The organism is Aminobacter sp. UC22_36 (assembly GCF_044056035.1).
GTDB lineage: Bacteria > Pseudomonadota > Alphaproteobacteria > Rhizobiales > Rhizobiaceae > Aminobacter.
The window spans coordinates 5145042-5159253 of the sequence record NZ_CP171996.1; the positions used below are offsets into that span (position 1 = coordinate 5145042).

A 14212-nucleotide genomic window follows, 5' to 3' on the forward strand; every position below is an offset into this window, starting at 1 on the left:
GCCTCAATCCCCGTATGGGACCCATACGTTCTTGACCTCGATGGCGCGGCGGAGGAAGGGCTCGCCCTGGGCGGTCGGCCAGTCGAGGCTGCGGCCGTGGCCGGTCCAGACGCGCTTGAGATTGCCCGTCGATTCAGCTTCCGCCTTGGCGCAGATGTCAGCCTCGGCGACGACCCAGAGACCGTCGACGTCGTCGTGCTTGGCGAGCACCGCAGTGAGTTCGGCGGTGTGGCCGGTGACGATGTTGATCGCCCCTGCCGGAACGTCGGAATATTCGATCACCTGGTAGAGATCGGTGGCGACCAGCGGCGCAGTCGTGGACGGCACCAGCACCACGGTGTTGCCCATGGCAAGTGCCGGGGCGATCAGCGAGACCAGTCCGAGCAGCGGGGCCTCGTCAGGAGCGATGATGCCGATGACACCGACAGGTTCGTGCAGCGCAAGCGTGACCGCACGTGCCGGCGGCTGGTGTACCCGGCCCTCGAACTTGTCGGCCATGCCGGCATAATAGAACAGCCGCTCGATCGAGGCTTCCACCTCGGCTTTGGCAGCCTTGTGGCTCGCGCCGGTCAGCTCGACGATGCGGGCAGCGAACTCCTCAGTGCGGCCCGACAGGTTCTCGGCGAGGTAATAGAGCACCTGGGCGCGGTTGTAGGCGGTGGCTTCGGGCCAGGCCTTGCAGGCGCGCGCCGCCGAGACCGCATCGCGGATATCCTTGCGGCTGCCCAGACCGATCTCGCCCACAAGCTTGCCCTTGGGTGCGAGAACAGGGAGCGAATAGTTGCCGTCGGGGCGGACCTGCTTGCCTGCGATGAACAGCTTGGCGGTGCGGTCGATGCCGTGGCTCTCGCCATTGTCACGCACGGCTGCCTTGGGTGCCGAAGCCTGTTTGATGACAGGGCCATGTGGCTCGCTTGGCGCCAGATATTCCTCCAGCCCTTCCCTGCCACCCTCGCGGCCGAAGCCACTCTCGCGGTAGCCGCCGAAGCCGCAAGATGCGTCAAACATGTTGGTGCCGTTGACCCAGACCACGCCGGCCTTGAGCTGCGGGGCGACATGCAGCGCCAGATTGACGTTTTCGCTCCACACCGAGGCGGCAAGGCCATAACGGGTGTTGTTGGCGAGTTCGACCGCTTCTTCGGTATTGCGGAAACTCATGGTGGCGAGCACCGGGCCGAACACCTCCTCCTGGGCGAGGATGTTGGCGGGTGCCACACCCGTGGCCAGCGTCGGCAGGTGATAATAGCCGGTCTCAGGCACGTCCTGGTCGGGCTGCCAGCACGTGGCGCCTTGCCTGGCGCCCTCCTCGACCAGTCGCCTGACACGGTCGAGCTGGCTGCGGTCGACGAGCGGGCCGATGTCGGTGTTCTTGTCCAGAGGAGAACCGACCCGCAGCCGGCTCATCCGTGTCTTGACCTTGGCGATGAAGGCGTCGGCGACGCTCTCCTGCACCAGCAGCCGCGAGCCGGCGCAACAGACCTGACCCTGGTTGAACCAGATGCCGTCGACAAGCCCTTCGACGGCACTGTCGAGATCGGCGTCCTCGAAGACGATGAAGGCCGACTTGCCACCAAGTTCCAGCGACAGCTTCTTGCCCGAGCCGGCGGTCGCCTTGCGGATGATCTTGCCGACCTCGGACGAGCCGGTGAAGGCGATCTTGTCGATGCCGGGATGGTTGACGATCGCAGCCCCTGCCTCGGGTCCGCCCTGGACGATGTTGACCACGCCCCTGGGCACGCCGGCGCGTTCGCAGATCTCGGCAAACAGGATCGCCGTCAGCGGCGTGAACTCGGCCGGCTTCAAGACCACCGTGCAGCCGGTGGCCAGAGCAGGTGCGATCTTCCAGGCCAGCATCAAAAGCGGAAAGTTCCACGGGATGATCTGGCCGACGATACCGGCTGGCTTGCGGCCGGGAAACTCACGGTCGAGCGACTGGGCCCAGCCGGCATGATGGATGAAGTGGCGGATCGCCAGCGGCACATCGATGTCGCGGCTCTCACGGATCGGCTTGCCGTTGTCGAGGCTTTCCAGCACCGCAAACAGGCGCTGATGGCGCTGCATGGCGCGGCCGATGGCATAAAGCACTTTGGCGCGCTCGTAGCCTGAGGCAGTGCTCCACTTGGGCAGCGCCTTGCGTGCGGCGGCCACCGCCGTCTCGATGTCGGCGGCAGAGGCATCGGAGACCTTGGCGAGCAGCTTGCCGGTCGACGGATCTTCAGTGTCGAAGGTCTTGTCACCGACAGCGGCGCGCCAGTCGCCTGATATGAACAGCGACCTGGAGAAATCGCGGGCGGCAAGCCAGGCATCGGCCTCGCTGCGGGCCTCGGGGGCTGGGGCGTAATCCATGGCGTGGTATCGTTCGAGGATGTTCATGAGAGGCTCCGGACTTTGCGGCGCGAGGATCGGGTGGGGAGCACTCTCCGTCGCCAAATTGAGATGCTGTCGGTTCAGAATAATCAGAGTCGGTGCTGCCGAAAGGCCGCCGGTCGCCGATCTGCCGATCTCCCCCCTTGTGGGGGAGATGGCCGGCAGGCCAGAGGGGGGCGCGAAGGAACGCGGCATGGCCAGGTCTCGCCCCTCACGCCATGGCGTGACGGTGGTTGGCCGAGTAGCGGCCACTGACATGATGCTCGAGCTGGCGTTCGATGTCGGTCAAAAGGCTCGATGCGCCGAAGCGGAACAGCTCCGGTTCGAGCCAGGGCCGGCCGAGCTCTTCCTTCATCAGCACCAGCCAGTCGAGCGAGACCTTGGCCGTCGAGATGCCGCCCGCCGGCTTGAAGCCGATGAGGTAACCGGTCTGCTCGTGATAGGCGCGGATCGCGCGCACCATGGCGAGGCCGACCGGCAGCGTCGCGTTGACGCTTTCCTTGCCGGTCGAGGTCTTGATGAAGTCGGCACCAGCCATCATCGCCACCATCGAGGCCAGCGTAACGTTGCGCAGCGTGGCGAGATCGCCGGTGCCCAGGATGACCTTGAGATGGGCCTCGCCGCAGGCAGCGCGAAACGCCTTGATCTCGTCATAGAGCTCCTGCCACCTGGCACCAAACACCAGCCCGCGCGGAATGACGACGTCGATCTCGTCGGCACCGTCGGCAACCGACGCCTCGATCTCGGCAAGGCGCGTCGCAAGCGGCGCCAAGCCGTGCGGGAAAGCTGTCGATACCGCAGCGACATGGATGCCCGAACCCTTCACAGCCTCGACGGCAGTGGCAACAAACGGATGGTAGACGCAGACCGCTGCCGGGCGGATCACCGTCTCGCCGAGGCCGAGCGCTTCGACCAGGTCGCGCCGCAGCGGGTTCAGCGCCTTGGCGCAGAGCCGGCGCACACGCTCGTCGGTGTCGTTGGAGTTGAGCGTCGTCAGGTCCATCAGCGAGATCGACCGCAACAGCCATGCCGCCTGGTTGTCGGCCTTGATCGAGCGGCGCTTGGTCAGCGTGCCGACCCGGCGCTCAAGTGCCGAGCGGTTGACGCTGCGCATCGATTCGACAAAGCCAAGGTCCAGCGCCATGCCGGGGTTGCGCACGATACCATGGCCCTCCGCTGCATTCGCAGCCAGGCGCGAAGGCAATGGCATAACCGTGGCTGAGGGGTGCATTTCGGCTTCGCGCAGCTTGCCGCTCATCTGACTGCCTTTCCTCCGGACGCCTTGTATTCGGCGCGATATCTCAGGAGCCGTCGAGGAAGCAGTGCGCTTTCACCACGGCACAAACAAGAATAGCCCGTGTAGCTATGCTCCACGAGTCCTCGAAGACGGAAGATAGACGAAAATTAAAATCGGCGAAGCGTTATTTTGACCGGATGGTCAAAACGCCGGACCGATGGGCGATCCGGCGCAATCAGGAGGCGTCAGCCGACGAAGGCGCGCTCGACGACGAAGGTGCCCGGCTCGTGCAGCGAGCCCTCGACGAAGCCAAGGCTCTCGGCGAGTTCCTTGACGTCCTTGAGCATGTGCATCGAGCCGCAGATCATGATGCGGTCGGTTTCCGGATCGAGCTTGTCGATGCCGAGATCGCTGTAGAATTTGCCCGACGAGATGAGCGCGGTGATGCGGCCCATGCGCTCGGATTCCTCACGCGTCGTCGAATTGTAGAGCGTGACGCGGCCATGGGTCAGCTCACCGATCAGCGGATCGCTTTCGAGGTTGGCGACCAGTTCCTGGCCGTAGGTCAGCTCGGCGACGTCGCGGCAAGTGTGGGTCAGCACGACGTGTTCGTAGCGCTCATAGGTGTCGGGATCGCGCAGCAGGCTGGCGAAAGGCGCGATGCCGGTGCCGGTCGAGATCATGAACAGGCGCTTGCCCGGGGTCAGCGCGTCGAGCACCAGCGTGCCGGTCGACTTCTGGCGCATCAGCACGGTATCGCCGGGTTCGATCTTCTGCAGCTCGGAGGTCAGCGGACCATCCGGCACCTTGATCGAGAAGAACTCGATCTCGTCGTCCCAGGACGGGCTCGCCACCGAATAGGCGCGGTAGACCGGCTTTTCGGCATTGGGCAGGCCGATCATGACGAACTCGCCCGAACGGAAGCGCAGCGACTGCGGCCGGGTGATGCGGAAGGCAAAAAGACAATCCGTATAATGCTTCACCGAAACCACTGTTTCGGCGTAGACATTGGCAGGGATTGGGAACTGAAGCGGCTTGGCTTCGGCCGTCTTCAGCGCTGCTGCGGTGTTCATCAATCAAACCTCTCGCCCGGCGCGGGCGGCATTTCGAAACCGGCGCGCTGCGGAAATACAGGCAAATAGTGGGGCCTTGTTCGGGTTATTAATTAGTATACAAATGATATCAGCGTCAAGATTGTGGCATAAAACGCCTTTCTAAACTGGCACAGGAACGTAGTCCGGGCTTTTCGGGATTAGTCCATGGACGAGAATATTCCCGCAGAGGCGGGAAATGTCGTGGCAGGAATCGATGTCGGCGGGACCTTCACCGACCTGCTGCTGATCGACGGCAAGGATGGCGGGACGGTCCGCATCGCCAAGACGCCGACGACGGTCGAAAACCAGGCGCATGGCGTAATCGCAGCGCTCGCCGAAACCGGGTTCCCCATCGCCGAGATCGACCTCATCGTCCACGGCACGACGACCACCACCAATGCCGTGCTGGAGCGGCGACTGGCCAGAACCGGTATGATCACCACGCGCGGCTTTCGTGACGTGATCGAGCTCGGCCGGCGGACCCGGCCGCAGCCCTACGGCATGACCGGTGTGTTCGTGCCCGTCATTCCGCGTAATCTCAGGCTGGAAGTCACCGAGCGGGTCGAGGCCTCGGGCCAGGTGCGCGAGCCGCTCGACGAGGACGGCATGCGGGCTGCGGTGGCCGAGCTTGTCGCGGCAGATTGCGAGGCTCTGGTGATCCATTTCCTGCATTCCTACGCCAACCCCTGGCATGAGCGCCGTGCCGCCGAGATCGCCGCCGAGACATGGCCGAACGGGCACATCACGACAGGTCATTCGCTGTTGTCGGAAGCGCGCGAATTCGAGCGCGGGGTGACGGCCTCGGTCAATGCCGCGGTACAGCCGATCCTCGAACGCTACGTGGCAAGGCTGCGCGATGAGCTCGCCACGCGCGGCTACCGCAGCGACTTCCTGATCATGAACGGCAATGGCGGCATGATCTCGGCCCGCTTCGTCACCCGGGAGGCGGCAAAAACCGTCATGTCGGGCCCGGCCTCGGGCGTCATCGCCGCCGCCTATACCGGTCGGCGCGCCGGCTTCGAGAACCTCGTCACCTACGACATGGGCGGCACCTCGACAGACGTGGCGCTGATCCTCAACGCCGAACCGGCGGTTTCGAACGAGATCGAGATCGAATATGCGATGCCGATCCATGTGCCGATGGTCGCCGTGCATACGGTGGGCGCCGGTGGCGGCTCGATCGCCCGCGTCGATGCTTCCGGGCTGATCCAGGTCGGGCCGGAAAGTGCCGGCGCCAATCCTGGGCCGATCTGTTATGGCCGTGGCGGCACCGAGCCGACGATCACCGACGCCAACCTAGTGCTCGGCCGGCTCGACCCCAAGAAACTGCTCGCGGTCGACAATCCTGTGACCGTCGAGGCCGTGCGGAAAATCTTTGAAGACAGGATCGGCAAGGCGACCGGCCTCGACGGCGTCGCCGCCGCAGGTGCCGTGCTACGGCTTGGCAACATCAAGATGGCGGGTGCCATCCGCATGGTGTCAGTGTCGCGCGGCCATGACCCACGGGACTTCACATTGTTTGCCTTCGGCGGCGCCGGGCCGCTGCATGCCTCGGCGCTGGCCCGCGAACTCGGCCTGCCCAGGGTGCTGGTGCCGGCGCGGCCGGGCATCACCAATGCGCTCGGCTGCGTCGTCGCCGACCTCCGCCACGACTTCGTCAACACGATCAACCAGCCGGTGGCGATGCTCGACGAGCAGCGCGTCCGCGACGTGCTGGCGCGCCACCGGGCCGAGGGCGAGGCGCTGATCGCCAAGGAGGCGGTCCGGCCCCAGAGCATCCGCGTCAGCCATTCCGCCGACATGCAGTTTGTCGGGCAGACGCATCTCGTCAACGTGCCGCTGCCGTCGGCGCACGTTGACCGCCCCACGCTGCAGGGGCTGTTCGAAAAAGCCTATTTCGCCCGCTTCCAGGTCGAGTTGCCGGAGATCAGGGCCAATCTCGTCAATCTCAACACCTCGGTGACGGGCGTTCGGCCAGACATCGACCTCAGCCGGCTGATCGATCCGGCCGGGCGCATGGCGACGCTGGAAGGCGCGCTGCGCGAAGTAAGACCGGTGTGGTTCGACGGCGGCTGGCGCGACACTGCTGTCTACGAGCGGGAAAGGCTGCCGCTCGATGCCGCCATCGAAGGCCCGGCAATCCTTGAGCAAATGGACGCGACGACGGTGCTGGAACCGGGCGACCGGGCTCGATCGGACCGCGATGGCAATATGATCGTTGAGGTGGGAGCGCCATGACCCTCGACGCCATCACGCTTTCCGTCATCCAGGCAGCACTGCAGCAGACCTGCGACGAGATGGACCTGACGTTTTCGCGCGCGGCTTTCTCGCCCGTCATCGCCGAAGCCAACGACCGCTCCGACGGCATCTATTCGGCCGTTGACGGTGCGCTGATCGCGCAGGGCTCGCAGGGCCTGCCGGTGTTCGTCGGCATCATGCAGCACTCGACCAAGACCATCATCGAGATGATATCGGACGGACGCGTCCTGCCGCCCGAACAAGGCGACATCTACATCGTCAACGACCCCTATCTCGGCGGCACACATTTGATGGATGTGCGTTTCGCCATGCCGGTGTGGCGTCGAGGCAAGATCTTCTGCTGGCTGTCGAACACCGGCCACTGGCCCGACATCGGCGGCTCGGTGCCCGGCGGCTTTTCGGCTTCCGCGACGGCGGTGGAACAGGAAGGCCTGCGGCTGCCGCCGGTCAAGCTGTTCAAGAAAGGGGTGATGGACCGCGAGATCTACGCCATCATCTGCTCCAACATCCGCGTCGCCGACCAGCGTATCGGCGACATCCGCGCGCAGGCGGCAGCGCTTCACATAGGGCGGGACCGGCTGTTTACGATCCTCGATCGTTACGGCGACGAAACCGTTGTCGCGGCGATCGCCGAGTTGCGCCGGCGCGCCGCGGAGCAGATGCGGGCGCATATCGCGGCCCTGCCCGATGGTATCTACACATCGAAGGCGTTCGTCGATTCCGACGGCGTTGTCGATGCGCCGCTGACGATTGCGCTGTCGGTCGAAAAGGCAGGCAGCACCCTGACCTTCGACTTTTCCGGCTCGTCGGCGCCCTGTGCGGGACCGATGAACAGCGTGCTGGCGACGACCTTGTCGTCGGTCTATCTCGCCATGCGCCACATCTTTCCAGACGTGCCGATCAGCGCCGGCGCCTTCGAACCGCTTGACATCAAGCGGCCGGAAGGCACATTCCTCGATGCGAAATACCCGCGCCCCGTTTCGGGCTGCGCGGCAGAGGTGTCGCAGCGCATCGCGGAAGCCGTCTTCGCCGCCATGGTGCAGGCCGCACCTGAGAAGGTGACGGCGTCACCAGCCGGATCGAGCGGCAATTTCGCGCTTGGCGGCAACGATCCGGCGCGCGGCCGCGACTATGTCATGTACCAGATCTCGGGCGGCGGCTATGGCGGCAACTCAGGCCATGACGGGCTGTCGAACGGCTGCTCGACCATCGGCATTTCGAAATCGCCGCCGGTCGAGATCATGGAACAGGCCTATCCGGTGCTCTACCGGCAATACGCCTTGCGTGAGGGTTCCGGCGGCGCCGGCAAACAGCGTGGCGGCTTCGGCCTCGCCTACGAGATCGAACTGTTGCGAGGCGAGGCGCGCGCATCCTTCGTCATGGACCATGGCCGGTTTGGCCCGCAGGGCGCGCTTGGCGGCAAGGATGGCGCGGTGAATACCGTCACCGTGTTTCGCGACGGGCAGGCGCATGTGCCAAAGCATCTGTCGAAAGAGCAGGACATTCCACTGAAAGCCGGCGACCGGGTGTCGGTCGGCACGCCGGGCGGCGGCGGTTATGGCGATCCGCTCGAGCGTGATCCCGCACTGGTGCTGCGCGATGTCGGACTCGGCTACTATTCACGCGAGCAGGCGGCCGAGATGTTCGGCGTGGTAATTGGGGATGGCGGTGTGGATGCCGCGGCGACGGAGCCCCTGAGGCGGCGTTGAAATTGCCCCCTCACCCTTATCCTCTCCCCGCGCGCGGGGAGAGGGAGGGGTCAACGTTGAAGCTGCATCCTTCTCCCCGCCTGCGAGGAGAAGGTCCCGGCAGGGGGATGAGGGGCGGCAAGCCCGCTGTCAGCCGATCGCCTTGCCGTCAGCGTCGAAGCGATAGGTCCGGGCCGGGTCGGGCGTGGCATAAAGCGTGGCACCGGGACCGGTCTGATATTCGCCGAACAGGCGAATGGTGATGAGGCCGGCCTTTTCCGTTTCAAGGAAGACGTTGGTGTCGGCGCCGAGATGCTCGGCGTGGATGACGGTGCCCTTCCAGATGCCAGCGGTGTCGCTGACGGCGATATGCTCGGGACGGACGCCAACGGTCTTGGCGGTTTCACCGAGGCGAGCGCCATCGATGAAGTTCATCTTGGGCGAGCCGATGAAGCCGGCGACAAACAGGTTGGCCGGCTTGTTGTAGAGTTCCATCGGCGCACCGACCTGCTCGACACGGCCGGCGTTGAGCACCACGATGCGGTCGGCCAGCGTCATGGCCTCGACCTGGTCGTGGGTGACGTAGACCATCGTCGCCTTGAGCCGGTTGTGCAGCTGGGCGATCTCGAGACGGGTGTTGACGCGAAGTGCCGCATCGAGGTTCGACAGCGGCTCGTCGAAAAGGAACAGTTTCGGCTCGCGCACCAGGGCGCGGCCAATGGCAACACGCTGGCGCTGGCCACCGGACAGTTCGGCCGGGCGGCGCTTGAGGTAGGGTTCGAGCGACAGCATCGCCGAGGACGCCGCGATGCGCTGGTCGATCTCGGCGGTAGGTGTTCCCGCCTGCTTGAGGCCGAGGCTCATATTGTCGCGCACGGTGAGGTGCGGATAAAGCGCGTAGGTCTGGAACACCATGGCGATGCCGCGCTTGGACGGCGGCGCATTGGTGACCTTGGCGCCGTCGATCAGCACGTCGCCCGACGTCGCATCCTCAAGGCCGGCGATGATGCGCAACAGCGTCGACTTTCCGCAGCCCGACGGGCCGACGAAAACGACGAACTCGCCGTCCTTGACTTCGAGGTCGATGCCTTTCAGCACGTCGACCGGACCGAAGGACTTCTTGACGTTTTCGATCTTGAGAGATCCCACGAACTCTTCCTCTCGTTTTCCTGACGCAAAACCTGTCCGAAAAATCAGCGACTTTTCGGGGTCATGCTCCTAAAGCTTGACGGCGAGACCGGTGCGGACGCTTTCGTCCGCGGCCAGGCACACGCGCAGTGATTTGACGGCGTCGTCCATGTGACGGGTAAGGTCGATGTTCTCGCGGATGGCTTTCAGCACGAAGGCCTGCTCGCGATCGCAAAGTCCCTGGTGGCCGGGCTCATCCTTCATCGACAGGTCCTCGTCGGCATGAAGGAAGTTGCCATCGGCGCCGAGATCGGCGCGGTGAACGCGGATCATGCTGGTCTTGGTGTGGGAATCGACGTCGTCGGACTTGGTGGTGGCTTCGTTGACGACGATCGAGACGCTGCCCTTGGGCGAAATCACGTCCTTCACGAAAAAGGCCGTCTCCGACATCATCGGGCCCCAGCCGGCTTCGTACCAGCCGACCGAACCGTCGGCGAACAGCACCTGGAGATGACCGTAATTGTACATCGCCGGATCGATCTCGTCGGTCATGCGCAGGCCCATGCCGCGCACCTCGACCGGGTCGGCGTCGGTGATCTGGCACATGACGTCGAGATAGTGCACGCCGCAGTCGACGATCGGCGAGGTCGTCTTCATCAGCTGCTTGTGGGTGTCCCACTTGTGGGCTGAAGACTGCTGGTTGAGATTCATGCGGAAGACATAGGGACCGCCGAGCGCGCGCGCCTCGCCGATCAGCCGCATCCATGACGGATGATGGCGCAGGATGTAGCCGATCACCAGCTTGCGGCCGTTGGCCTTGGCGCATGCTACGACGCGCTCGGCGTCGGCGACTGTGGTTGCCAGCGGCTTTTCCAGGAACACGTGGCAGCCCGCCTCGAGCGCCATGACGGCATAGTCGGCATGGCTGTCGGAGTAGGTGTTGATCGAGGCGACGTCAGGCTTGTGCTCGCGGAGCGCACCTTCGAAGGAGCGCTGGATGCCGTAGCCTTCCATGCCCGCCGGCAGCGGCACGTCGGAACGGTTGACCAGCGAGGCGATCTCGAAGCCGGGGTTGTTGTGATAGGCGAGCGCGTGGCTGCGGCCCATATTGCCGAGGCCGGCGACGACGACGCGAAGGGGCTTTTCTGTAGTCACTTGACGGCTCCGGAAGTGATGCCGCGGATCAGCTGCCGCGAGAAGAAGAAGTAGAGGATCAGCACCGGCAGGATGGCGAGCGAGAGCGCTGCCAAAACGGCGTTCCAGTTGGTGACGAACTGGCCAATGAACACCTGGGCGCCAAGCGTGACGGTCTTGGTCGCTTCCGATGGCGCCAGGATCAGCGGGAACCATAGGTCGTTCCAGATCGGGATCATGGTGAAGACGGCGACCGTCGCCATCGCCGGGCGAACCAGCGGCAGCACCAGGCGGAAGAAGATGCGGTATTCCGAAAGCCCGTCGATGCGGCCGGCGTTTTTCAGATCGTCCGACACCTGCTTCATGAACTCGGACAGGATGAAGACGGCGAGCGGCAGGCCCTGTGCGGTGTAGACCAGGACAAGCGCTGTCAGCGTGTTGACCAGCCCGCTCGCCACCATCAACTGCAGGATGGCGACCGTGCCAAGGCGGATCGGGATCATGATGCCGAGGGCGAGATACAGGCCCATCATGGTGTTGCCCTTGAAGCGGTATTCCGACAGGGCGAACGCCGCCATGGCGCCAAACAGCAGCACGAAAAACAGTGACGCGACGGTGACGGTGAGGCTGTTCTGGAAATACTGGACGAAATCACCCTGGGCCATCACGGTCTGGTAGCCGATCAGGTCGAAGGTTTCCGATGTCGGCAGCGACAGCGGCGAACGGAAGATGGCATTGCGCGACTTGAACGAGTTGACGACGATGACCAGCACCGGAAACAGCGCAATGACCGTATAGGTCAGCAGCACCGCATGCGCGCCGATGCTGCGTGGCAGGGATGTGGCAGCCTTGCTCATGACGCCCTCAGAACTGGTAGCGGCGCAGCCGCGTCTGGATAAGGAACAGGTACAGGCACACGCCGGCGAGGATGATGAAGAACATCATCGAGGCGATGGTGGCGCCCATGTTCGGATCGCCGATCTGCAGCTGGAAGCCGAAGAAGGTGCGGTAGAGGAATGTGCCCAGGATGTCGGTGGCGTAGTTCGGCCCGGCTAGCGCGCCCTGTGCCGAATAGATCAGGTCGAAGGCGTTGAAATTGCCGACAAAGGTGAGGATCGAGATGATGCCGATGGAGGGCAGGATCAACGGCAGCTTGATCTTCCAGAACTGCGAGAAGCCGGTGACGCCGTCGCATTCGGCCGCTTCGATCACCTCTTCGGGGATCGACAGCATGGCGGCATAGATCAGCATCATCGGGATGCCGACGAACTGCCACACCGAGATCAGGCTAAGCGTGGTCAGCGCGTATTCTTCCTTGCCGAGCCACGGCACGAACAGGCTCTTGAGGCCGACAAGGTCGAGCAGATTGGGCGCCACACCCCACAGCGGACTGAGGATCAGCTTCCAGGCGAAACCGACGATGACGAAGGACAGGATCGTCGGGATGAAGATCGCCGTGCGGTAGAAGGCGGAAAAGCGCAGCTTGGGGCTCGACAGCAGGGCGGCGAGCACGACACCGATCGGGTTCTGCACCAGCATATGGATGATGAAGAACCAGGTGTTGTTGCCGAGCGCGTTCCAGAACGACGCCGACCAGCGCGGATCGCCGAACAATGTGCGGAAATTGTCGAAGCCGGTGAACACCTGCGCATTGTCGATGCTGCGGAACAATGACAACTGCAAGGTGCCGAACAGCGGCAGGATCATCACCGCGGTGTAGACCAGCAGCGCCGGCGCCAGAAAAACGGCGATGTGCCAGCGCGTCGGTCTCTTGTCTTGGCTATGCTCTAGGCTTTGCTCCGACATCTCAAAAGTCCTTGGTCCGGCCGCGTGGGGCCGTTGTTCATAACAGCGAGGATGGACCTCTGCGGGCTTCCCGCCAATGGCTGTCGGAAGCAGTAGCGCATCTTTGCGCGCCAGCGTTCAACCCCTCATTTCGATTCCGCGAGGTTCGAATTCGCCGAGGGGACGGAGAGCGCCGCCAAGGCGCCGCCCTCCTGAGCGAGCATCAAGCCCGCCGCATTTTACTTTGCCGGCTTGTACCAGCTGTCGAGGCCCTTCTGCAGTTCGGCAGAAGCGGCTTCCGGGGTCTCGGTGCCATTGATGACGTTGGCCGACTTGACCCAGGTCTCGTTTTCGAGGTTCGGCGTGCCGCGCGACAGAATCTGATAGGTCGAGCGGATCGTCGGCTTGCACTTCTCGCGCCAGGAAACGAACTCCTGGGCGAGCGGGTCTTCCATCTTCACCGGCGCCGAGTTCAGGCTGAAGAAGCCCGGCAGCGCGTTGGCATAGATGGTCGCGAACTCCGGCGACGCCACCCAGGTCAGGAAGGTCTTGGCGGCATCGGCGTTCGGGCTCTTGGGGTTCAGACCCAGGCCGATATCGGTGTGGTCGGAGATGTAGCAGGTGTCGCCAGCCTTCTGGACCGGCGGCGGGAAGGCGCCCATCTTGAACTGAGCCTGGGTGTTGAAGGTCGAGATCTCCCACGAGCCGGCCGGATAGATGGCGGCGCGGCCGAGCGTGAAGAGGTTCTGGCTGTCCGGATAGGTCTGGGCTTCGAAGCCGTCACCGAGATAAGGCTTCCACTTGGCGAGCGTCGCATAAGGCGCGACCCAGTCGGCATCGGTCAGCTTCTGTTCACCCTTGATCAGCGCCAGACGGCCTTCTTCGCCCTTCCAGTAATTCGGGCCGATGTTCTGGTAGCCCATGGTCGCGGCTTCCCATAGATCCTTGGTGCCCATCGCCATCGGGATGTAGGTGCCGTCGGCCTTGATCTTTTCGAGAGCGGCGAAGAACTCTTCCTCGGTCGCCGGCACGGCAATGCCGAGCTTCTCGAACGCGTCCTTGTTGTAGATGAAGCCGTGGATGACGGAGGCCATCGGCACGCAGAAGGTCGCCTTGCCGTCGTCAGTCTGCCAGGCGGACTTGGCGACGTCGGCGAAGTTCTCCATGCCGGGCAGCGCAGTCAGGTCGGAGAGTTGACCCTTGGTATAGAGGTCGAGCGACGTGAACGGGCGGCAGGTGATGAGATCGCCGGCCGAGCCCGCGTCAAGCTTGGCGTTGAGAGCGGCGTTGTACTCGGTCGGAGCCGACGGCGAGAAGGTGACCTTGATGCCGGGATTGGCTTTCTCGAAGGCCGGGATCAGCTTTTCCTGCCAGATGGCGAGGTCGTCGTTACGCCAGCTTTCGATGGTCAGCGTCTTGTCCTGGGCGAACGCGATCCCGGCGGAGCCGAGGATGCTGGACGCCATCAGAAGTCCAGTAAGCAACCTGTTTGTCATTTCCATTCTCCCTGTTTTTACTTT

10 protein-coding genes are annotated in these 14212 nt (G+C 63.9%); 2 read left to right on the forward strand and 8 right to left on the reverse strand.

The features are described 5' to 3' along the window. Nucleotides 1–3 precede the first annotated feature (3 nt). From ACHMW7_RS28800 to ACHMW7_RS28810, 3 genes are all read right to left on the reverse strand, one after another. Entirely contained in the window at nucleotides 4–2373 is a 2370-nt protein-coding gene (locus ACHMW7_RS28800) for an aldehyde dehydrogenase family protein (protein ID WP_395448752.1), read from the reverse strand. A 205-nt stretch (nucleotides 2374–2578) separates the two neighbouring features. After that, entirely contained in the window at nucleotides 2579–3625 is a 1047-nt protein-coding gene (gene deoC / locus ACHMW7_RS28805; protein ID WP_395448753.1) for a deoxyribose-phosphate aldolase, read from the reverse strand. A 224-nt stretch (nucleotides 3626–3849) separates the two neighbouring features. Next, on the reverse strand, nucleotides 3850–4677 hold the full coding sequence (locus tag ACHMW7_RS28810; protein WP_395448754.1) for a ferredoxin--NADP reductase: 828 nt from the start codon (nucleotides 4675–4677) through the stop codon (nucleotides 3850–3852). Between the two features lie 186 nt (nucleotides 4678–4863). On the opposite strand from ACHMW7_RS28810, the gene ACHMW7_RS28815 reads away from it, so the two are divergent. Both ACHMW7_RS28815 and ACHMW7_RS28820 read left to right on the forward strand, forming a co-directional pair. Next, nucleotides 4864–6936 (forward strand): hydantoinase/oxoprolinase family protein, encoded by a 2073-nt coding sequence (locus ACHMW7_RS28815; protein WP_395448755.1) that lies wholly within the window; start codon nucleotides 4864–4866, stop codon nucleotides 6934–6936. Beyond that, nucleotides 6933–8666 carry a hydantoinase B/oxoprolinase family protein gene (locus ACHMW7_RS28820; protein ID WP_395448756.1) on the forward strand — a complete coding sequence of 578 codons (1734 nt, stop codon included), beginning with the start codon at nucleotides 6933–6935 and terminating at the stop codon, nucleotides 8664–8666. The genes ACHMW7_RS28815 and ACHMW7_RS28820 overlap by 4 nt, the downstream gene beginning before the upstream one ends. A 129-nt stretch (nucleotides 8667–8795) precedes the next feature. Here the strand turns inward: ACHMW7_RS28820 and ACHMW7_RS28825 are convergent, their stop codons facing one another. The 5 genes from ACHMW7_RS28825 to ACHMW7_RS28845 all read right to left on the reverse strand — a co-directional run bounded on the left by ACHMW7_RS28825 (nucleotide 8796) and on the right by ACHMW7_RS28845 (nucleotide 14188). Further along, nucleotides 8796–9794: an ABC transporter ATP-binding protein gene (locus ACHMW7_RS28825; RefSeq protein WP_395448757.1), complete on the reverse strand. Its 999-nt coding sequence runs from the start codon at nucleotides 9792–9794 to the stop codon at nucleotides 8796–8798. Nucleotides 9795–9863: 69 nt separating this feature from the next. After that, nucleotides 9864–10928, reverse strand: coding sequence for a Gfo/Idh/MocA family protein (locus tag ACHMW7_RS28830; RefSeq protein ID WP_395448758.1), 1065 nt, complete (start codon nucleotides 10926–10928; stop codon nucleotides 9864–9866). Then, the gene (locus ACHMW7_RS28835) at nucleotides 10925–11764 is read right to left on the reverse strand and encodes a carbohydrate ABC transporter permease (protein WP_395448759.1); all 840 of its coding nucleotides are present in this window, start codon (nucleotides 11762–11764) and stop codon (nucleotides 10925–10927) included. Before ACHMW7_RS28835 ends, ACHMW7_RS28830 begins: the two co-directional genes overlap by 4 nt. 7 nt (nucleotides 11765–11771) lie before the next feature. Further along, entirely contained in the window at nucleotides 11772–12713 is a 942-nt protein-coding gene (locus tag ACHMW7_RS28840; protein ID WP_395448760.1) for a carbohydrate ABC transporter permease, read from the reverse strand. A 218-nt stretch (nucleotides 12714–12931) separates the two neighbouring features. After that, nucleotides 12932–14188, reverse strand: a complete 1257-nt coding sequence (locus ACHMW7_RS28845; RefSeq protein ID WP_395448761.1) for an ABC transporter substrate-binding protein — start codon at nucleotides 14186–14188, stop codon at nucleotides 12932–12934. Nucleotides 14189–14212: the final 24 nt, after the last annotated feature.

Excerpts from the sequence above, each read along its gene's own strand:
- ACHMW7_RS28800 (WP_395448752.1), bottom strand. The coding sequence starts at position 2,373 with ATGAACATCCTCGAACGATACCACGCCATGGATTACGCCCCAGCCCCC.
- deoC (WP_395448753.1), bottom strand. The coding sequence starts at position 3,625 with ATGAGCGGCAAGCTGCGCGAAGCCGAAATGCACCCCTCAGCCACGGTT.
- ACHMW7_RS28810 (WP_395448754.1), bottom strand. The coding sequence starts at position 4,677 with ATGAACACCGCAGCAGCGCTGAAGACGGCCGAAGCCAAGCCGCTTCAG.
- ACHMW7_RS28815 (WP_395448755.1), top strand. The coding sequence starts at position 4,864 with ATGGACGAGAATATTCCCGCAGAGGCGGGAAATGTCGTGGCAGGAATC.
- ACHMW7_RS28820 (WP_395448756.1), top strand. The coding sequence starts at position 6,933 with ATGACCCTCGACGCCATCACGCTTTCCGTCATCCAGGCAGCACTGCAG.
- ACHMW7_RS28835 (WP_395448759.1), bottom strand. The coding sequence starts at position 11,764 with ATGAGCAAGGCTGCCACATCCCTGCCACGCAGCATCGGCGCGCATGCG.
- ACHMW7_RS28840 (WP_395448760.1), bottom strand. The coding sequence starts at position 12,713 with ATGTCGGAGCAAAGCCTAGAGCATAGCCAAGACAAGAGACCGACGCGC.
- ACHMW7_RS28845 (WP_395448761.1), bottom strand. The coding sequence starts at position 14,188 with ATGACAAACAGGTTGCTTACTGGACTTCTGATGGCGTCCAGCATCCTC.